Source organism: Haloferax sp. S2CR25, assembly GCF_031624535.1.
Taxonomy (GTDB): Archaea; Halobacteriota; Halobacteria; order Halobacteriales; family Haloferacaceae; genus Haloferax; species Haloferax massiliensis.
In genome coordinates this window covers 86,596-105,913 of the sequence record NZ_JAMQOO010000007.1, presented here as the reverse complement: position 1 = coordinate 105,913, position 19,318 = coordinate 86,596, and the positions used below count along the sequence as shown (strand labels likewise).

General features: G+C 69.9%; 20 protein-coding genes. 5 read left to right on the top strand and 15 right to left on the bottom strand.

The features are described 5' to 3' along the window. Nucleotides 1–42 precede the first annotated feature (42 nt). Together NDI65_RS16110 and NDI65_RS16105 are read left to right on the top strand one after the other, a co-directional pair. Complete coding sequence (locus tag NDI65_RS16110; protein ID WP_310893839.1) at nucleotides 43–1,122, top strand: hypothetical protein; 1,080 nt, start codon at nucleotides 43–45, stop codon at nucleotides 1,120–1,122. Between the two features lie 126 nt (nucleotides 1,123–1,248). Next, complete coding sequence (locus tag NDI65_RS16105) at nucleotides 1,249–3,180, top strand: aldehyde ferredoxin oxidoreductase family protein (RefSeq protein WP_089776664.1); 1,932 nt, start codon at nucleotides 1,249–1,251, stop codon at nucleotides 3,178–3,180. Nucleotides 3,181–3,194: 14 nt separating this feature from the next. Here NDI65_RS16105 and NDI65_RS16100 read toward each other — a convergent pair whose 3' ends face one another. From NDI65_RS16100 to NDI65_RS16045, 12 genes are all read right to left on the bottom strand, one after another. Continuing rightward, nucleotides 3,195–3,821: a hypothetical protein gene (locus tag NDI65_RS16100; protein ID WP_089776665.1), complete on the bottom strand. Its 627-nt coding sequence runs from the start codon at nucleotides 3,819–3,821 to the stop codon at nucleotides 3,195–3,197. Between the two features lie 50 nt (nucleotides 3,822–3,871). Beyond that, nucleotides 3,872–4,555: a hypothetical protein gene (locus NDI65_RS16095; RefSeq protein WP_089776666.1), complete on the bottom strand. Its 684-nt coding sequence runs from the start codon at nucleotides 4,553–4,555 to the stop codon at nucleotides 3,872–3,874. Between the two features lie 75 nt (nucleotides 4,556–4,630). Beyond that, nucleotides 4,631–4,969 (bottom strand): AzlD domain-containing protein, encoded by a 339-nt coding sequence (locus NDI65_RS16090; RefSeq protein WP_089776667.1) that lies wholly within the window; start codon nucleotides 4,967–4,969, stop codon nucleotides 4,631–4,633. Further along, nucleotides 4,970–5,665, bottom strand: coding sequence for an AzlC family ABC transporter permease (locus NDI65_RS16085; protein WP_089776668.1), 696 nt, complete (start codon nucleotides 5,663–5,665; stop codon nucleotides 4,970–4,972). A gap of 67 nt (nucleotides 5,666–5,732) precedes the next feature. Further along, the gene (locus NDI65_RS16080; protein WP_089776669.1) at nucleotides 5,733–6,173 is read right to left on the bottom strand and encodes a hypothetical protein; all 441 of its coding nucleotides are present in this window, start codon (nucleotides 6,171–6,173) and stop codon (nucleotides 5,733–5,735) included. Beyond that, nucleotides 6,170–6,427 (bottom strand): hypothetical protein, encoded by a 258-nt coding sequence (locus NDI65_RS16075; RefSeq protein WP_089776670.1) that lies wholly within the window; start codon nucleotides 6,425–6,427, stop codon nucleotides 6,170–6,172. Before NDI65_RS16075 ends, NDI65_RS16080 begins: the two co-directional genes overlap by 4 nt. A 1-nt stretch (nucleotide 6,428) precedes the next feature. Beyond that, the gene (gene samp3, locus NDI65_RS16070; protein ID WP_089776671.1) at nucleotides 6,429–6,707 is read right to left on the bottom strand and encodes a ubiquitin-like modifier protein SAMP3; all 279 of its coding nucleotides are present in this window, start codon (nucleotides 6,705–6,707) and stop codon (nucleotides 6,429–6,431) included. A gap of 269 nt (nucleotides 6,708–6,976) precedes the next feature. Continuing rightward, the gene (locus NDI65_RS16065; protein WP_167344098.1) at nucleotides 6,977–7,276 is read right to left on the bottom strand and encodes a HalOD1 output domain-containing protein; all 300 of its coding nucleotides are present in this window, start codon (nucleotides 7,274–7,276) and stop codon (nucleotides 6,977–6,979) included. Between the two features lie 356 nt (nucleotides 7,277–7,632). Next, entirely contained in the window at nucleotides 7,633–9,594 is a 1,962-nt protein-coding gene (locus NDI65_RS16060) for an archaea-specific SMC-related protein (protein ID WP_089776673.1), read from the bottom strand. A 35-nt stretch (nucleotides 9,595–9,629) separates the two neighbouring features. After that, nucleotides 9,630–10,274 carry a rod-determining factor RdfA gene (gene rdfA / locus NDI65_RS16055; protein ID WP_089776674.1) on the bottom strand — a complete coding sequence of 215 codons (645 nt, stop codon included), beginning with the start codon at nucleotides 10,272–10,274 and terminating at the stop codon, nucleotides 9,630–9,632. Nucleotides 10,275–10,465: 191 nt separating this feature from the next. Continuing rightward, nucleotides 10,466–11,473 (bottom strand): DUF1616 domain-containing protein, encoded by a 1,008-nt coding sequence (locus tag NDI65_RS16050; protein ID WP_310893838.1) that lies wholly within the window; start codon nucleotides 11,471–11,473, stop codon nucleotides 10,466–10,468. A 62-nt stretch (nucleotides 11,474–11,535) separates the two neighbouring features. After that, nucleotides 11,536–13,713 (bottom strand): DUF4129 domain-containing protein, encoded by a 2,178-nt coding sequence (locus NDI65_RS16045; protein WP_310893850.1) that lies wholly within the window; start codon nucleotides 13,711–13,713, stop codon nucleotides 11,536–11,538. A gap of 259 nt (nucleotides 13,714–13,972) precedes the next feature. Here NDI65_RS16045 and NDI65_RS16040 point away from each other — a divergent pair, with 259 nt between their 5' ends. From NDI65_RS16040 to NDI65_RS16030, 3 genes are read left to right on the top strand one after another with little or no spacing between them, the layout of a single operon-like run. After that, nucleotides 13,973–15,418, top strand: coding sequence for a DUF58 domain-containing protein (locus NDI65_RS16040; protein WP_089776676.1), 1,446 nt, complete (start codon nucleotides 13,973–13,975; stop codon nucleotides 15,416–15,418). 18 nt (nucleotides 15,419–15,436) lie between these two features. Beyond that, nucleotides 15,437–15,931: a hypothetical protein gene (locus NDI65_RS16035; protein ID WP_089776677.1), complete on the top strand. Its 495-nt coding sequence runs from the start codon at nucleotides 15,437–15,439 to the stop codon at nucleotides 15,929–15,931. Next, the gene (locus tag NDI65_RS16030; protein ID WP_089776678.1) at nucleotides 15,928–16,971 is read left to right on the top strand and encodes a hypothetical protein; all 1,044 of its coding nucleotides are present in this window, start codon (nucleotides 15,928–15,930) and stop codon (nucleotides 16,969–16,971) included. The genes NDI65_RS16035 and NDI65_RS16030 overlap by 4 nt, the downstream gene beginning before the upstream one ends. Nucleotides 16,972–16,986: 15 nt before the next feature. Here NDI65_RS16030 and NDI65_RS16025 read toward each other — a convergent pair whose 3' ends face one another. The 3 genes from NDI65_RS16025 to NDI65_RS16015 all read right to left on the bottom strand — a co-directional run bounded on the left by NDI65_RS16025 (nucleotide 16,987) and on the right by NDI65_RS16015 (nucleotide 19,262). Beyond that, nucleotides 16,987–17,976 carry a MoxR family ATPase gene (locus tag NDI65_RS16025; RefSeq protein WP_089777273.1) on the bottom strand — a complete coding sequence of 330 codons (990 nt, stop codon included), beginning with the start codon at nucleotides 17,974–17,976 and terminating at the stop codon, nucleotides 16,987–16,989. A 104-nt stretch (nucleotides 17,977–18,080) separates the two neighbouring features. Further along, nucleotides 18,081–18,986: a DUF4350 domain-containing protein gene (locus NDI65_RS16020; protein ID WP_310893837.1), complete on the bottom strand. Its 906-nt coding sequence runs from the start codon at nucleotides 18,984–18,986 to the stop codon at nucleotides 18,081–18,083. After that, nucleotides 18,987–19,262, bottom strand: a complete 276-nt coding sequence (locus tag NDI65_RS16015; RefSeq protein ID WP_089776679.1) for a hypothetical protein — start codon at nucleotides 19,260–19,262, stop codon at nucleotides 18,987–18,989. Between the last annotated feature and the right edge of the window lie 56 nt (nucleotides 19,263–19,318).

The following is a 19,318-nucleotide window of genomic DNA, read 5'->3' as shown; positions in this document are numbered from 1 at the left end:
GCGGCGACAGGCGTTCATATGCGTCGCGACCGTAGACGAGGTATGGAGCGCCGCACGCTCCTCTCGCTTCTCGCGGGCGGCGTCGCCGGACTCGCCGGGTGCGGGACGCCGGACGGAGAGACGGAGACGCCGACGCCAGAGGAGGGGACCGACGCGCCGACCGCGACGCCGACGACCGAAGCGCGCGTAGAGCGGTCGCTGACGCTCTGGAACCCGACGCCGGACCCCGTGTTCACGACCGTCGTCGGCGTCCGCGGCGACCGCGACGTGTTCTTCGAGAACCGCGACCTGCTGCCCGGCGAGCGCGCCGCGCTGTCGGTCGCGGTCCCGACCGGAGAGACGGCGGTGCTCGTCGAGACGGACTCCGGCCTGCGGGCGCGCTCGACGTGGATCGTCGACCCGGCGTTCGAGGGGCTGGAGGTCGTCCTCGGACGGGACGCCGCGGCGTTTTGGCGGACCGTCTCGTGCGACGCGCGGGGGGAGTGTTCGCTCGCGGCGTCGCCCCCCGACGGCGGGCCGAGAATCGACCTCCCGCTCGTCGGCGATGGCTCAGCACGGTGGTACGCGCCCGCGGGCGTCGTCGTCGAAAACCCCGGCCCAGAGACGACCGCGCGCCTCCGCATCGACCTCGGTGACACGGCGCTGGTCGACCGCGCGTACCGCGTCCCCACGGGAGCGCGGCTGTCGGTGCCGGTGACGTACCGAAGCGGGAGCTACCGCGTGGTCGTCGAGACCGACGACCGGCGCGTCGAGGCGGCGTGGCCGGTGCCCGACCAGCCGACGAAGTACGTCGACGTGTCGAACGGGACGGCCGGGTGCGGACCGGCGAACACGACGCTCACGGTCGCCAACCGCGACGGCGAACCCCACCGGCTCGCGCTCCGGGTCGACCCCGCGGACGGCGGCGAGCCGTTCGACCGCACGCTCGCGCTCGACCCCGGCGAGGTCCGCGAACTCGTCCCCGTGACGACCTCCGGGGGCCACGCCGTCTCGGCGAGCCTCGAAACCGGCGCGGCGGCCTCGGGAACGTGGTGGTCCTGTCCGCCGCGCGGCCCCGCGAGCGTCGTCGTCGACGCCACCGGAACCCTCGCGCTGCGGGCTGCCGGCCCGCAACCGGGATGAGTCGCACGGATTGCCGCAATCCCGTGACGGTCCGGCGTCGGTTCGCGCCGGCGTAACCACTAGCGGTTACACTGAGGTGGGAATCACTAACCCGACAGCGACCGTATATAACTAACGAGGATTACAATGACTGAACTCGGTGGTTATCACGACAGGGTCGCTCGGGTGGACCTGTCGTCAGGCGACATCGCGTACGAGGGAATCGACGACGAGGACGCAAAGAAGTACATCGGGGCCCGCGGCCTCGGCGTGAAGTACGTCTTCGACCAGGGACCGGACGTGGACCCGCTGGGACCGGACAACCTCCTCGCGTTCATGACCGGCCCGCTCACCGGCACGCAGACCGTGATGAGCGGCCGAATCGCGGTCGTGACGAAATCCCCGCTCACGGGGACTGTCACCGACTCGCACCACGGCGGCTGGAGCGGCGCGCGCCTCAAGTGGTCCGGCTTCGACGGCCTGCTGTTCGAAGGCAAGGCCGACCACCCGGTCTACGCGGTCATCGAAGACGGCGAACTGACGCTTCACGACGCCGAACACGTCTGGGGCAAGGGCGTCCACGAGACCATCGAGACGCTCGAAGGCGAGGTCGACGGCAGCCTCGGCAAGAACCTCTCGATAATGGCCATCGGCCCCGGCGGCGAAAACGAGGTCAGATACGGCTGTATCATCAACGAGGACGACCGCGCGTCCGGCCGCGGCGGCACGGGTGCGGTCATGGGCTCGAAGAACCTCAAGGCGGTCGTCGTGAAGTCCGGCACGCGGATGCCGAAGCCCGCCGACGCCGACACGTTCAAGCAGGGCTACCAGCAGGCGATGCAGCTCATCCGCGAGTCCGAGGTCACCGCGCCCAACGAGGGCGGCCTGTCGCTGTACGGGACGAACGTGCTGATGAACGCGGGCGAGGAACTCGACGGCCTCCCGACGAAAAACGGGAAGTACACCTCGACCGCGGCGATGCGAGACGCCGAGGGCGCGGACATCGACTCCGAGCGCGTCTCCGGCGAGAACGTCCGCGAGAACATCCTCGTCGACGAGCCGACGTGTCACTCCTGTCCCGTCGCCTGTAAGAAGGAAGTCGAGGTGTCGGTGATGCACAAAGGCGAGGAGCTGAACGTCCGCGGCGAGTCCTACGAGTACGAGTCCGCCTACGCGCTGGGCCCGAACTCCGGACACACCGAGCGCGACGAAATCGCCGTCATGATCGACCGCTGTAACGACATGGGCGTCGACACCATCGAGATGGGGAACATAATGGCGATGGCCATGGAGATGTCCGAACAGGGCAAGCTCGACGACCTGAGCGAACAGCTCGACTGGGGCGACACCGAGCGCATGATCGACCTCATCACCGAGGTCGCCAACCGCGACGGCGACCTCGCCGACGCCCTCGCGGAGGGCGCAAACGGCCTCGCCGAGCGCTTCGACGCCCACGACAACTCGCTGGCCGTCAAGGGCCAGACCATCGCGGCGTACGACCCGCGCTGCATGAAGGGCATGGGCATCGGCTACGCCACCTCCAACCGCGGCGCGTGTCACCTCCGCGGCTACACGCCGTCCGCCGAGATTCTCGGCATCCCGGAGAAACACGACCCCCACGAGTGGCGCGGGAAGGGCGAACTCGTGGCGCTGTTCCAGGACATGCACGCCATCTCGGACTCGTTCGACATCTGCAAGTTCAACGCGTTCGCGGAGGGCATCGAGGAGTACGTCCTGCAGTACAACGGCATGACCGGCCGCGACGTGACCGAGGAGGAACTGCTCGAAACCGGCGACCGCATCTACACGTTAGAGCGGTACTACAACAACCTCGCCGGCTTCGACGGCGCCGACGACTCGCTGCCGGGACGCTTCGTCGAGGGCGACGAGGCGATGCCCGGACAGGGCGCGTCCGAGGGCCAGCTGTGCGAACTCGACGAGATGAAAGAGGAGTACTACGCTCGCCGCCAGTGGGTCGACGGCGTCGTCCCCGACGAGCGTCTCGCCGAGCTCGAAATCGACATCGGCCCCGGCACGGGCGTCTCCCGCGGCGACTCGCCCGCGCCCGCCGACGACTGAGCTGACCGCCCGAATCACGCCTTTTTCGACCGATTGCGAACCGCAGTAGCGACGACTCCCCCGACGAGCGCCGCGGCGGCGACGACGCCGAGACCGACGAACGTCGTCGGCGAGCCGACCGGGAAGTCGAAGACCGGCCCAACGAGATGGAACGCGGCACCGACGACCGCCGCGCCGGTGGCGAGCCGAACCGAACCCTCCTCGCGGTACGCCCGCGTCCCGACGCGTCCGAGCGCGAGGCCGTAGGCGACGAACGGGAGTTCGTACAGCCAGTAAATCACCGGGAAGCCGCCGGCGGCGAAGGTGTAGAGCCGGTAGTAGTCGCCCTCGTAGACGACGGCGTACAGCCCCTGTCCGGGCGCCGTGTAGTCACTGTAGAAAAAGCGGTCCGGCCAGTCCTCGTCGCCGTAGACGACGTGGGAGCCGTCGGGCGACTCGACGGCCTGCCGAACCGCGTCCTGTGCGTCGGCGTCGAGTTCGTCGTATCGGAGCACGGGCGTCTCGTCTCGGACCTGCGACGCGTCGATTTCCGACGCGGAGAACGACACCTGCTCCGACCAGTCGGCCATCGTCACCGGCGCGCCGACGAGCGAGAGGGCGACGAGGAGCGCGAAGGCCGAGACGACGAGTCGCCGGGACATAGAGGCCCTGAGTGAGCAAAGCGGTGAATGTCTTCTGGGGTCGACGCCGGCTACCAGAACTGGCGAAGCGAGGCCGCCGCCCCACCGAGTCCGCCGAAGACGACGCCGTACACCAGCCCGGAGAACGCCCCCCAAAGCGGGAGGCCGACCGAGTCGCCGTCGAGGTCGGTCGGGTGAAAGCCGGTCGAACCGACGCGGACGAACCCCTCCGCGTTCGGTGGCGCGTCGCCGAGGCCGACGCGGGCGACGAGCGCGGCGACGGCGACTGCGGCGGCGAAGCCGAAGGCGACAGACGACCCGGTGGCGAACCCCTCGGCGGGGCGTCGGGACCACGCCGTAAGGCGCGCCGTGACGACGCCGGCGAGAAAGAGGCAGGCGGGCGGGAGCGCGCCCAGCCAGTACCACGGGTCGGCGGGGCCGTCGAGTCCATCGACGAGGTTTCGGAGGACGACCGCGCGACCGGAGCCGGTCGTCTCGACGAGTCGAACGGGCAGGCCCATCGCGCCGCCGAACGTCCAGACGGGGACGAACACGGACGGGACGGGTTTTCCGGCGGTCATCTCGGTCGCGGCGTCGAGCGTGGAAAACGAGCCGTCGGTGGCGAGGGCGACCCAGCCGGCGACCGCGAGCGTGCCGACGACGAACGCGGCGACGCCGGCGGCGAACCCGGTCGGGAGAAGGGCGCGACCCTCGTCGCTGGGGAGCGAGTAGCGGCGCGGGGACGGGGAGGGCATACGTGTGGCCGTGGTCGCCCGCGAGACGAGTATCTTGGGGGGCGACGGGTCAAGACGAGCGGGGGGCGACGGCGCTCAGACGACGAACCGGAGAATCCAGAGCGCGCCCATGCCGACGAGGATGGTGGCGAGCACGCGTTCGGTGTACCACGCGGCGAGCGCGGCCAACGCGCCGGCGAGGAGTTTCTCGTTGCCGACGGAGACCGCGAGGTCGCCGGACGGGGCGAGGAGCGCGGGGAAGACGAGCGCCGCGAACACCGCCGCGGGGACGTACTCCAGCGCCGATTCGACCGTCGGCGGCACGTCGTCGATGCGGCCGAACAGGTAGATGAACGAGCCGCGGATGGCGAACGTGAGGACGCCCGCGAGGGCGATGACGAGCCAGACGGTCGCCGAGTCGTAGCCGGTCGGCATTCAGGCGTCGCCTCCGCGCGATTCGACCGCGAGGCCGGCGAGGACGCCGACGACGGCCGCGACGATGATGTCGAGGTGGAACGGGACGCCCGCGACGACGACGCCGGTGGCGACGAGGCCGCCGACCAGACACGACGCGCCGGACGCGCGGTCCTTCAGCGTGGGGACGAGCAGGGCGAGAAAGACCAGCGGTGCGGCGAAGTCGAACCCCCACTCCGGCGGGAGTCCGGAGCCGAGGAGCGCGCCGGCGACGGTCGTCACCTGCCAGACGAGCCACAGCGACGCGCCCGCGCCGAAATAGTACGCGAAGCGGTCGGTCTCGCCGTCGCGGCCGTAGCGGGCGATGGACACCGCGTACGCCTGGTCGGTCAGGAGGTACGACGCGAGCGCCTTCGACCGGGCGGTCAGGTCGCGGAAGTACGGCGCGATGGAGGCCGAGTACATCATCGTCCGGAGGTTGATGACGACCGCCGTTCCGACGACGATGGCCAGCGGCGCGTCCGCGCCGAGGAGTTCTATCATGGCGAGTTGCGACGCGCCCGCGAAGACGAGGCTGGAGAAGCCGAGGGCGTGCGCGACCGACAACCCCTGTTCGACGGCCGCGACGCCGGCGACGAGGCCGAACGGCGCGATGCCGAGTTGGAGCGGCCCCGCGGCCCGAACGCCGTCGAGGAGGTCGGAAGAAACGGTTGGCATCTGTCGGTAGCAGGTCGTCGTCCCCGAAATAGGCGTCTATCGTCGGGCGGATTGCCGGCTTTTCCGCCTACCGACTGACGACGGCGACCTCGCGGATTTCGAGCGCCGTCTCGAACTCGTCGCGGCGGTCGGCGTCCGCGCCGACGCGCCGGAGGTGCTCGGCGTGTGCCCGGCGGACGGCGTCGACCTCGCGGTGCGAGAAGTCGAGGTCGAGTCCCTTCGTGTCCCAGTGGCCGAGCGGGACGAGGTACACCGCCGTCTCGTCGTCCTCGTGGACGCATTCGAACTCCTGTGCGTACTCGCCGGCACGCCCGTCGAGATACGCCTGCGCCCGGTCGAGCAACAGCGGGAGATTGCTGGCTGGGACGCTCGCCTTCGCGGCCGCGAGCATGATGGCCGTGCCGTCGAGGGCACCGCCGCGGGGCGCGCCGTCGTCGCCGTCCGGCGCGAGGCGTTCGCTGAGTCGTTCGCGCCCCGGTTGCCGCTCACCGTCTGCTCCCACGGTCATCCCCCCGCGCGCATCGCTTTCTGCGCGAACCGCTCGACGAGGTCGTCGAGCGTCTCCTCGTCGCCCTCGAACGAGAGCTGTACCTCGGTGAGTTGGATACTGCTCGTTATCGTGACCTCCTCGGTCTCGATATCGACGGCCCAGTCGGGACCGACCACGCGGCCGTCGCCGTCGGCTTCGCCCCCGAGTCCTTCGAGGTACTGAATCGCGAGTCGGGTGGAGATGCCGCGAAACGCCCGCTGTCGGCGCGCCACGTCAGCCCCCCGCGACCGGCGGGAAGACGCTCACGGCGTCCCCGTCGTCGAGCGTCGTGGCCATCCCGTCGAGGTGAACCACCTCGCGCCCGTTTTTCAGCACGTTCACGTGCGGTTTGACCTCGCCGTCTTCGATGAGTCGCCCGGCGAGGCCGTCGTACTCCGCTTCCAGCGACCGGAGGACGTCGCCGACCGTCGCGTCGTCGTCGACCCGCCACGAGATGGACTTCTGGCCGACCACCTCCCGAAACGTCGCAAAGAAGCGCAATTCGAGTTCCATACCCCTTTTCGGCGTCCCCGAGACAAAAAGGTACGTCGCGGAGGCGCGAGGAAATCCAAGCATCGTCACCGGAGACAGAAATGCATATAAATCACAATTATGGTGTCGGGACGTTCTCAACCAACTAAGTCGTTCGGGCCGAGAAACGTTTCGGAAAAACGCACTTCTCAAACGGCTTTGATACCGATTCGGGGTGAATCGAGGCGAGATGGTCGGTCCGTTCGGCGACGGTCGGCCCGTCCCGAGTTGGTGCCGAGCGGGCCGCCCGATTACCGTCCCGCGTCGCGGACTTCGATGCGGCCGACGGACTCGACGGTGACGACGAGGTCGGCGTAGTCGAATTCGAGCGACGCGCCCGATACGCGCGGCGCACCGGGCGTGTCGCAGCCGAACAGGGCGTCGAGGGCGTCGGTGTCTACGTGCTCTGTGAGCGGCGGTAACTCCGCGTCGCGGCGGGTGTGTTCGTTCACGGCCGCGACGACCGCCTCAGAGACGGGCTCGGTACGCTCGCAGTCGTACCAAACCCGTGTCGGTTCGAACTCGTCTCGGAGCTGCGTGTCAGATTTGATGATAGCTTCGTCCCCCCAGTATCGTCTGTTCGATATGTCTCCTCTATCTGTTATATTTCTTGCGTACTATCGGTATGTGCCCGCGATGGTGATAAAATAGCACAATACTAAAATTCGGGAGACGGTACTGAACGGTTCGAGCGGGGCGAATCACCGAGGCGGTCGAGCCGAGGGAGCGGTCGAAACGGTCACGGGACACGTCGCCGCGAGTCTATCGCGCCCGCTGTCTGTGTCACGCCGCTCCTGTCGCAGGATGGGGTTCGACGGGAACCGAGCGAGACGCAGTCGGACGGGAGCAAAACGAAGCGGAGACGCGGAACGCGGCGCGGACTGCCCGCGGTCACGGTCCGGTGGGGTCAGGCGGTCGGCGTCACGTCGGTGCCCCACGTGACGCGACGGTACGACGCGTCGAGGGCCTGGGCGTCCTCCGGGAGGAGCGCCGCGACGAGGAACGTCGAGTACTGCTCGAAGTGGTCGACCAGCGCGGCGATGCGCTCGGCGTCGATGGCCTCGACCGAGTCGAGGAGCATGAACGGGACGGTCTCGTACACCTCGTGGACGAGGTAGCCCGCGAGGGCGAACACGAGGCCGACGACCTCGCGCTCGCTCTCGCTGAGGTGGTCGATGGAGTCCTCGTACACCGCGCCGGAGTCCGACGCGCGGACGATGTGGAGTTCGAACTGGGTCTTGTCGACCTTGCGACGGCCCTCGCGGACCCGGCGTTCGACCCGCTCCAGCCAGACGCGCTCGATGTTGTCGTAGCCGAGGAGACCGAGCACCGTCTCCATCTCCTCGTTGAACGACTCGACCGCCGCGGTCGTGAGCGAGCGGATTCGGGTCCGCGCGGTTTCGAGTTCCTCGTCCACCTGCGCGCGTTCGGTTTCGAGTTCCTCGCGCTCGTCGAACCGGGCGTCGAGCGCGTCGAGGTCGTCGTGAACGGACGCGAGTTCGTCGCGCTTCCGGTCGAGCGCGAACTCGACCTCGTTGAGCTCCTTGTGGAGTTCGATGAGGTTCCCCTCGGCCTGTCCGCGGAGGTCCGACGCGTCGGCTTCGAGCGCTTCGACCCGCTCGGCGAGCTCCTCGCGCCGCTCGGTCAGCGACTCGATCTGCCCGGTCCGGCGGTCGAGTTCGTCTTCGAGTCGCCGGAGCTTGTCGCGGAGGTTCCGGCGGTCGCGCTCGGCCCGTTCGGCGGCCCGCATCGACCGTTCGAGTTCGTCGAGTTCGCGGCGGAGTTCGGCGCGCTCCTCGCGTTTTTCGTCTCTGACCTCGCGGAGGCGGTCGGTCGTCCCCCGAATCTGGTCGCGGTCGACCTCGGTGCCGCAGGTCCAGCAGGTGGTGGTCTCCGACGAGACGAGCCGGTCGGTCACCGAGCCGTCGCCGCCGACCCGGCCGAGCGAGTCCTCGACGAGGTCGGCCTTCCCGTCGAGCACGTCCTCCGTGTACTGGACGACGGTCTGGAGCTCCGAAATCGTCGAGTTGAGCGACTCGATGCGCGACCGAATCGACTCGATGCGGTCGCTCGCCTCGCCGGGGTCGACCGCCTCGGCGTCGAACGAATCGAGCTCCGTCTGTAGCTCGCCGCGCTCCTCGCGGAGCGATTCGACGCTCTCGCGCTCGCTTTGCAGGCGGAAGCGGACGGTTTCGAGGTCCGACCGCGCCGACTGGAGATCGGACAGCACCTCGTCCAACGCCGCCTGATTCTCGCGCTGGGTCTCGACCGTCCGGTCTTCGGCCTCGATTTCGGCTTCGAGGTCGTCGCGCTCGGCTTCGAACTCCTCGATTTCGGCTTCGAGGTCGTCGCGTTTCGATTCGAGCGACCGCCGGTCGGCTTCGAGCGAGTCGAGCGAGTCGAGTCGCGTTTCGACCTGCGAGCGTCGCGACCGGAGACGCTCGATTTCGGCCTCGATGGCCTCGGTGTCGACCGGGGCCATGATGACGTCGTGGAGGTCGCGCTCGGCGACGACCGCCCGACGCGCCTCGTTCGAGCCGAGGAGGAACGCAAAGCGGTCCGCCGTCGTCGTGTCTCGCAGGTACGGCGTCCCGTCGGTCGAGACCGTACCGTTCTCGCGCGAGAGGATGCGGGTGTACGTCCGGCCGTCGAGTTCGAGTTCGACCGTCCCCTCGTCGGCGTCGCCCTTGAGACTGACCGCGTCGCTCCCGCACGCTCCCATGAGCGCGCGAAGGAAGGACGTTCGGTTCGTCGCGTTGCGGCCGGTGAGAACGGTGACGCCGGGGTCGAGTCTGACGGTCCGCTCGTCGATACCGCCGATGTTTCGTATGCGGACAGTCGCTGCCTGAAGTGCCTCTGAATCGTTCATGTGTCGGATGTTGGTGTGTTGGAGAGCCCGAACCGCTACTCGTCTCCGTCGTGGTCGCAGTCGCAGTGCCCGGATGAGAGGAGCGCCGTCGGGGTCATTCGCGTGTCGCAGTCGGTACAGGTGACTCTGATGTCGACTTCGACCTCGTACGCGCCGATGAAGACCTCCTCGGCCTTCACTAGGCGGTCGATAACGTCGATAGTCACGGTGCGAAGTCGGGACCGGAGCTTTCGAACCGTCGCGAGTCCCGACTCGGTCGCATCCGTCTCGTCGTCGGTGTCGTCGCGTTCGACGTTTCGGTGTCGCTTGAGGTAGTTGTACACCGACTGGTAGGAGATGATGTCGGCCTCTAACTGCTCGACATCGACGCCGCGCTCGCGGAGCGTGTTCCGCGCGTCGGTGCGGCTCCCCGCGGTCACGTCGTCGCTCGTCAGGAGTCGGTAGAAGTTCTCCGCCTCCCCTTCGAGGACGTGCGCGCCGGCCTCGTCGAGCGCGGCCCGGACGAGTCGCTCGTTCACGTCGCCTTCCAGTTCGCGGAGGCTCCGTTGTGGTCGCCCCTCGCCGAGCCACGCGTCGACGAGGTCGTCGCCGAGGCCGTCGAGCCCGTACCGGTCCGCGATGCGTTCTATCTTCGGACCTCGGCCGCCGCGGCGGGATACCGTCCTTCCAGAGTCTCGCATTGTGGCCTCGCTGGCAAAAGCTTGGGGTGCAACACCCTAAACGTTACTTATGGATTATCAGAGATGATAAAACTAGAACACAAGCGATTTACACGAGCTACGCTCCGGTTCTCACGGATTTCGGAGAGATACAGAGAAACGTCAGCGGGCTGGGAAACCGCGCGCCGCCCGACCGCGGTCGAGTTCGGCCGTCAGTTCTCGCGAACTGTCACCCAGAGGTGGACCTCCCGGTAGGCGTTGTCGACCGTCGGCGACGCCGGCGGCGCGCCCTCGTAGAGGAGGTACGTCAGTCGCAGGCGCTCGCCCGTCATCGTCGGGCGAACCTCGTGTGGCTCGTGCCACGTCTCGTTGCGTTCGAGCCGGGGAGTGAACGTCCGGAGCCGCTCGGACTCCACGACGGTCGTCGAGTTGTTCGACACCTCGACGCGCTGGAGCATCGCGACGACGGTGTAGTTCATCGCCCGATGTTCCCGATTGCCGACGCCGAGGACGAGCGACGCGGACTCGCCGCGGACGAGTTCCTCCGGGTAGCTGTCGGCGGTGAGTTCGCTGTCACCGTCTTGGGTCAGGAGGTACAGCTCGGTGAACGACTCGCCGTTTTTCGGCACCGCCACCGCGTAGCCGACGCTGGCGGACGCGAGGACCACGCTCACCACGAGGACGACGTTCAGCATCGCGTCCGTCCGCGACGCCGGCTCGAACAGTTCGTCGCGCGCGGCGGCGACCCAGCGCTCGTACGGGACCACGAGCCGCTCGTCCTCGGGGAGCGCCGACCGCCGGGCCGCCGCGAACGCCGTGGCGACGAGCGCGAAGCCGCACACGACGACGAGGATGGGAACGAGTCGAATCCCCCACGGCGTGAAGTTGAGGACGAGACCGAAAAGCGGGACGACCGCGATGCTCGTCCCGAACGACAGCGCCACCCGCTCGATGCCGTCGATACCGTCAATCCGCTCGTGGCCCTCATCGGCGTCTATCGGCGGGCCGCGCTCGGGGAACAGCGCCGCGATGAGCGCGTAGCCGGGGGCGAAAAGCAAGAACGCGAGGCCGACGACGTCCCGGAGCGGCGTCCCCGCCAGTCCGGGCGTGAGCGTCGCGACGAGCGTGAGCGCGACCCCCGCGACGACGGCCGCGAGGTCGGCCGGGAGGCTGCGGAGGGGTTCGGGGAGGAACAACCGCCAGTCGTGGCGCTGCGACATCTATTCGAGGTGGGAGACACGAGCACAAAAATCATTTGTCAGCCGCGGCGTCCGCGGCCGCGCTACTCGGCCGCGCCGACCGCTTCCGACGCGTCCGCATCGCCGGCCGAATCGGGCGATTCGAGCGCGTCGGACCCGGTCGGGTCGGCGAGCGAGCGGGCCGTCTCGACCAGTTCGGCGGCGTGTTCGTCGCTCACCGAGAGCCCGCTGTAGGCCGCGCGCTCGTAGCCCGCGGTCAGCGATTCGAGCGCGTCGGCTGACGCGACGTCGGCGTCGACGCAGCGGTCGCAGAACTCCCAGTGGGTCGCGGCGTCGTCCACCCCCGCGGCGGTTCCGAGCGACGCCCGGACGCCCGCGTAGGCGACGACCACCGCGTCGTTCGGCCGGCCGGCGTCGAGGGCGTCGACCGCCGACTCCAGCGTCGGCGTCCTCGTCGCCACCGGTTCCGAGTCGCCCGCGTCGTCGTCGGCCGACGCGGCCGACTCGTCGGCGACCGCCGTCCGCACCGAGTCGCCAGCGCCGTTCCGTCGGAGGAGAGCGGCGGCGGCGAGACCGACCACCGCGAGTCCGGCGACGACCCACGCGAGGTCGAGCGGGTCGAACGGAAGTCCGCCGGACGCGTCGCTTCCGGCCGCGGCCCCGTTCGAAAGCCGGATACTCGCCGTCGCGGCCGACGATTCGAGGTTCGTCCCCCCGCCGTCGAACGCGGCCGAGACGGTCGCGTTCTCGGCGCTGGCGTCGCTCGGGAGATCGAACGTCGCCCGGTACGCGCCCGACTGGCCGGTCGTCGCCGACGCGACCGCGCGTCCGTCGACGCTGACGGCGACCGTCCGACCGCGCACGGCCTCGCCCTCGTCGGTTTCGAGGCGGCCGTCGACGACGACCGTCCCGTTCCCGGTCCCGCGGGCGCTCGCGTCGAGCGCCGTCCCCTCGGTTTCGAGCGGGACCGACGCCGTCGCGGGGGCGAACGTGACCGCCCTGCCGTCGCCGTCGGGCGCGACGCGGAGCGAGGCCGCCCCCGTCGCGGTCGCCGGGACGGTCGCCGAGACGGTCGACTGGCCGCTCGCGTCCGTCGCCGCCGCGGTCGCCGGCGACCCGGCGAACGTCGCGGAAAGCGGGTAGTCGGTCACCGGCGACCCGTTCACGCGAATCGTCGCGCGGGCCGAGACGGCGTCGGCGTAGCCGTAGGGCGACGCGGACGGCTCCGAGAGGTCCGCGGTCGCGTTCACCTGCGAGACGGCGACGGGGACGGCCCGCTCCGTCGCCTGATACATCGACGTGTCGTTCGGGAGGTACCGGACCACGAGCGACGAGGTACCGGCCGGAATTCGCGTCGGCCGGTAGGTCAGTTCGAACGAGCCGTCGGCGTCGACCGCGGCTCGAACCGTCTGCCCGCCGACCGCGAAGCGGGCGGTCGTCGCCTGTACCGGCGTGCCGTTATCTGCGACGAGCGACCCCGAGAGGACGAGCGGGTCGACAAAGGAGATGTCCCGGTCGTAGTCGTCGACGCCGAGACGGGTGGCGACGAACTCGCGGGAGACGATCTCCTCGCGCCGTTCGGAGACGTTCGCCTGCACCGCCTCGATTTGGGCGCTGCTGTCGGTCAGGTCGCTGTCGGTTCGGTTCGAAATCGCGTCGAACGCCGCCAACAGTCGGTCGGACTGCGTTTCGCCGTCCTCGGCGAGGCGCGTCAGTTCGCGGGCGAGTTCGCGGGCGCGCTCGTCGTCTCCCGCCTGCCTCGCCGCCTCGTACTCGCGGCGCGTCTCGCGGAACTCGCTGACGGTGTCGACGTACTCCCGTTGGGTCTCCCCGACGGTGCGGTACTCCTCGCCCGCGCCGTCGCCGCCGGCCTCGCCCTCAACGTCGACGTACTTGGCCAGCGAGTCGTCGTAGTCGTCGCCGAGCGCCGCCCTCGCGGCCTCGTACTCGCCTCGGCTGAGTCGCAGGCTGCTCGCGCTGATGTCGCCGTTGAGCTCGCCCGAGAGGTACGAAAGCAGGCGGTCGAGTTCGTTCTCGTCGCCGACCTCGTCGGGGTTCTCGTGGAGGACGCCGGTGCTGTTGTTCGTCTCGTTGGCGGTCTGTCGCGGCGGCCCCGCGGCCGGCCCGAGCGCCGAAACGCGGCCGGTGTCCGGGCCGAGAGACGCCGGTGCGGCCGCCCCGTCCCCGGACGCAGCGGGAACCGCGCCCGCGGAAACCACGGTCACGGGCGCTGTCGCGACGAGACAGGCGACGACGAACATCGTCCAAAGCAACCGCGCGGGGCGGCCCGATTCTCCACGCACTACCCGTAGCCAGACGGGGGGAGCTAATGGGTTTTGGCATTCGGCTGACGCTCCGCGGACGGGCGAGTCACGTGATTCGCAGACTGCGCGGGGTTAACAACCGATTTAACGGTTGATTGACCCCTCGGGTCAGCCCCGACTCGTCGGGGGCCACGCGGCCGACAGCGGCCCGCGCCAACACAAACATTCAACTTGGCCGGCACGAATCGAATCCACGATGCTTCCGACCCGCCGGTGGGCCGCGCTCGCAGGCGTCGCCTGCTTTCTCGCCGTTTACGCGGTCGTTCTCGACGAACCGACGCCGCTCGTCGCCGCCTGCGGCCTCGCCGCGTGGCTCGTCGTCGCGCAGGTCGACGCCGTCAGGACGATGCGGGCGGTCGACCGCGACCTCTCGGCGACCGTCTCGGTCGACCCCACGTCGGTCTCCGTCGGCGACCGCGCCGCGGTGACGCTGACGGCGTCGCTGCCCGAGGCCGTCGACGCGCCGGTCAGGGTCGAACTCGTCGCGCCGCCGAGCGTGAACGCGCCGGAGCGGTCCCGCCGGGCGGTCGCGTTCGACCCCGGCGACACCGAGGGGTCGGTCACGTGCAGTGTCGAGTTCCCCGTCGCCGGTCGAATCGCGTTCGACGAGGCCGCCGTCGACATCGAGGGCCGCGCCGGCCTCTTCACCGAGACGGTGACGCTCGACCTCGACGCCCGCTGTCTGGTCGAACCGCCGGCCCCCGAGGGCATCCACGTCGGCCGCGGCGGCGAACTGGTCGGCGCGACCTTCGGCGACCACGCCAGCGACCAGACCGGCCCAGGCCACGTCCCCCACGAGACCCGGCAGTACCTCCCCGGCGACACGCTCTCGCAGGTCGACTGGAAGACCACCGCGCGGATGAACCACCCGTACATCCGCGAGTTCGAATCGGAGTCCGACTACCTGCTGTCGCTCGTGGTCGACTGCGGGTCGCACATGAACCGCGGGCCGACCGGGCGAACGATGCTGTCGTACGCGCGCGAGGTCGCGCTCGGCCTCGTCGACGCCGCGGAGTCCCACGCGGACCCCGTCTCGGCGCAGTTCGTCGGGGACGCCGCGACGACGTGGGAGTTCGGCCCCTCCTCGTCGTCGAACGCCTACCAGACGGTCCGGCGGCGACTGCTCTCGATAGCGCCGACCGCCAGCCCGCACCGCCCGGTCGGCGCGTCCCGGCCGGTCGCGCCGGAAGACGCCCGCAAGCGGAGCCGCCGCCTCGACGGCGACGACTCGGCGTTCGCGGAGACGCTCCGCCCGTACCTCAAAGACGGCGAGAGCTACGTCTCGCGGGTCAGCGACCGGCCGCTTTTCGACGCGGTGAAGTCCGCGTGCTCGCGGTCTGACCGACAGGACCACCTCGTGCTCGTGACGGACGACTCGGCGAAAGTCGAGACGTACGAGGCGGTCGTCGTCGCGTCGAAGCGGACCAGTCAGACGAGCGTCTTCCTCACGCCGACGACGTTCTTCGACGACGCGGCCGAAGGCGAGACCGTCGACGCGGGCGGCGCGGGCGACGCGACCGGGTTCGTCGCCTTCGAGGAGTTCAGAAAGCGCCTCGAACGCCTGCCGAACGTCACCGCCTACGAGGTCGCCCCGAAGGGCTCGATTGAACTGGCGACGGGACGGGCCACCGCAGCGGAGTGAACACCGATGGAGACACCTGTGAACCAGAGCGAACGGACGATTCGAACCGTGTTGGACGCGAACGAACTCACACCGATGGACGCGGCGGGCGTCCTCTGTTTCACCCTCGCGGTGAGCCTGACGGACGGGCTGTGGGGCGTCGCCGGGGGCGTCCTCGTCCTCGCCGCGGCGGCGGCGAGCGAGGGGCCGCTCGCGTTCGTCGTCGCTCAACTGACCGCCGTCTCGCTGTTCGGAGACGCGGGTCTCGTCGCGGTCGGAGCCGCGCATCTCGCCGCGTTCCCGCTCCTCGCGAGCGCCGCGTGCGCGTGGCCGCCGGACCGCGCTCGGCTCGCTCGACTGGCGGCGGGCTACGTCGTCGCCCTCGGGGTCGCGTGGGCGCTCTGGACGACGCTCCGGTGGGCGTGGCAGGCCGCGCTGGTCGCCGCCGTCCTCGCGGCGGCGGTCGCCTACGGACTCCACCGCTACGAGCGCGTCGCGCTCGGCCTCGTCGGCGCGACGGAGGCCGAGCGATGAGCGCGGACGACGCCCGCGAGCGGAACCGGGAGTCGGCGTTGAACGGTGAAGCCCGCGCCGTCGTTTCGGCCGCGACCGACGACGGCGGCGAGCGTCGACCGGACGCCGACGAGGCGGGGAGCGCCCGCGCCGAACTCGTCGACCTCCGGCGCGAGAACGCCCGACTCAGACAGCGCTACGAGGAGCTCAGAAGGGGCCGATACCGACAGACCGCCGTCGCGCTGGCCGCGCTCGGCGTCGCCGGCCTGCTCGGCGGCGCGCTGTTTCCGCCCGTCCGGGAGACGCTCGTCGTCCTCGGCGCTATCGGGCTGTTCGCCGCCGCGGTGACGCGCTATCTGAGCCCCGAGCGGTTCATCCCCGTCGGCGTCGGGTCGGCCGTGTTCGGCGCGCACGCGCGCAACCACGCCGCCGTCGTCGACGAACTCGGCCTGCAGGACGCGGCCGTCTACGTCCCCGACGCCGACCGCGACGGCGTTCGCCTGTTCGTCCCGGAGCACCGCGACTACGCGCTCCCCGACGCCGAGGCGCTCCGCGACACCTTCGTCGTCACCGACGACGACGACGCCCGCGGCGTCGCGTTCGACCCGAGCGGCGGCGGCCTGTTCGACGAGTTCGCACGGAGCCTCGACGGCCCGCTCGGCGACGACCCCGACGCGCTGGCGCGACAGGCGACCGACGCCCTCGTGGAACTGTTCGAACTCGCCGAGACCGCGACCGCCGAGACGGACGCCGCGGACGGTCGCCTGACGGTCCGCGTCGAGGACTGCCGGTTCGCCTCGGCCGAGACGTTCGACACGCCCGTCGCGTCGTTCGTCGCCGTGGTCGTCGCTCACGGCCTCGACGCGCCGGTCGTCACCGAGGTCGCCGCCGGCGAGGAGATGGACTTCGCCGTCACCTGCCGGTGGGAGGTCGAAGACAGTGACGGCGATAGGGACGGCGACGGCAACAGCGATGAGCCGTCAGCCGACGCGGCGTCGGAGACGGGAAACGAGGCCGAAGAATCGGTGACCGGAGAAGCAGAAGCCGACGAGCGCCGATAGGTCGCCGGGTCGCGCTCAGTCGTCGTCGCCCACGACCGAGGGCGTCGTCGACCCGTCGAGACTGACTTCGGGCGTCGGCACGGTGTCGACGACCTCCTCGACGACGTCCCGGGGGTCGCGCCCGCTGATGTCCGCCTCGGTCCCGAGGACGAGGCGGTGCGACATGATGATGGGAGCCAGTCGCTTCACGTCGTCCGGAATCACGTAGTCGCGGCCGCGAATCGCCGCGGCGGCCTTGCCGGCCCGCAGGAAGGCCAGCGAGGCGCGGGGCGACGCGCCGAAATCGACCGCGGCGTGCGTCCGCGTCGCGCCGACGAGGTCGAGGATGTAGTCGAACACCTTGTCGTCGACGTGGACGTCCGTGACGACCTGTCGGGCCTTCCCGATGTCGGCGTCGTCGATGACGTTCGAGATGTCCGAGGGCTTGAGCGACGGCGAGCGGTCGAACCGTTCGAGAATCTCCCGCTCTTCGGCCCGCTCCGGGAGGTCGACGACGACCTTGAACTGGAAGCGGTCGCGCTGGGCCTCCGGGAGGTTGAACGTCCCCTCGTACTCGATGGGGTTCTGCGTGGCGACGACCATGAACGGGTAGGGGAGCTTGAGCGTCTCGCCCTCGATTGTCACCTGCCCCTCCTCCATCGCTTCGAGGAGCGCGGACTGGGTCTTCGGCGTCGCCCGGTTTATCTCGTCGGCGAGGACGACGTTCGAGAACACCGGCCCCCGCTGGAGTTCGAACTCGCCGAGGTTCTCGCGGTAGATGTGAGTGCCCGTGATGTCGGCCGGCAGCACGTCGGGCGTCATCTGAATCCGCTGGTAGTCGAGGTTCGCGGCGTGCGCGAACAGGTTGGCAATCGTCGTCTTGGCCACGCCCGGAACCCCTTCGAGGAGGACGTGCCCGTTCGTCAGTAACGCGATGGTGAGCGCCTCCATCGCGTCTTCGTTCCCGACGAGGAGTTGCGACGTCTCGTCCAGGATGGCCTCGTAGACCTCTTCGGGAGCACTCATATAGCACTCACTCGGAACGGCGGCCACATATAACTGCGGTCTCGGTCGCCCGGCGAGGCGGGCGGCGGGCCGACCGCGGCGAGCATGCCGAGCGCCTCGACGGCCTACCAGAACCGTCCCCGACGGGCGACGAGCGCGACCCCGCCGACGGCGAGGCCGCCGAACAGGAGTTGCAGTCCCGCCGACCCCCGGAGCGCCCGAAGCGCGACCTGCAGGGGCGGGCGCTCCTCGGCGTGCGAGAAGTCCAACACGACGGTCTGTCGGTCGGCCGCGAGCGCCGCCGCGAACGCCCGGTTGTCCGGCCGGTCGAGCATCGCGTTGATGAACACGCTCGGGTCGCTCACGACGACCACGTCGCCCGCGCCGAGGCGCTCCGTGGTCACGACGGGATGCGACCGGAGCGTCTCGGCGTCGTCCAGTTCGCCGTCGTCGTCGCGGTCGAGATACGAGAAGTTCGACGAGCGGACGAGGACGGTGCTCTCGTTCGCCGTCACCGTCGCCGGGTGGTTCAGCGTGAGTTGCGTCACGTTTCGGGTCAGCGGGTCGGCGGCGACGCGCGTGGCGACCGGGAGCGCGCCGGAGCGGTACTGGTGGCGATCGTCGCGGAGCGGCGTCCGGTCGATGCGCGCCGACGCGCCCAGTCGGGCGAGCAGGTCGTTGCCGTGCGGTCTGAAGTCGTCGGCGACGACGACGGTCCCGCCGGCGCGGACGAACGACTCGATGCGGGCGGCCTCGGCGTCGGTGTAACCCCGTTCGGGCGAGATGACGAACGCGACGGTGCCCGCCGGGTCGACCGCGTCGTACTCGGTGGTGTTGTAGACGACCTCGGTCTCTGCGCCCGCGTCGGCCGCGACCCCGCGGACGCCGGAGCCGCCGTCCCACGCGGCGTTGAACGCGCCGTAGGTGGACGACGAGGTGCCCGCGCCGACGCCGACGCCGACGAGCATCGCGACGAGGAGCGCCGCGGCCAACAGGTGCGGATAGCCGACCTCGCGGGAGCCGAGACGCACTCAGAACACCCCCGGCGGGAGGATGTCGAGGACGCGTCTGACCACGATGTAGCCGAAGGCGACGAGGCCGCCGCCGATGAGCCACAGGAGCCGTCGCCGCCACGCGGGCGTCACCGCGACCGGCGCGGTGAGTTCGACGACGACGAGGAAGCCGATGAGGGACACGACGAACACCAACTCGTAGGACAGCGCGTCGAGGAGGACCAAGACGAGGGTCGCGCCGAGCATCCAAGCGAGTTGGGCGCGGACGAACCGCTCGCGTCGTGCCGTTGCCATGTACGGTCGTGGACGGGGCGGGATAACTAAACTATCGCTTGCGGGGGTCGGTCGAC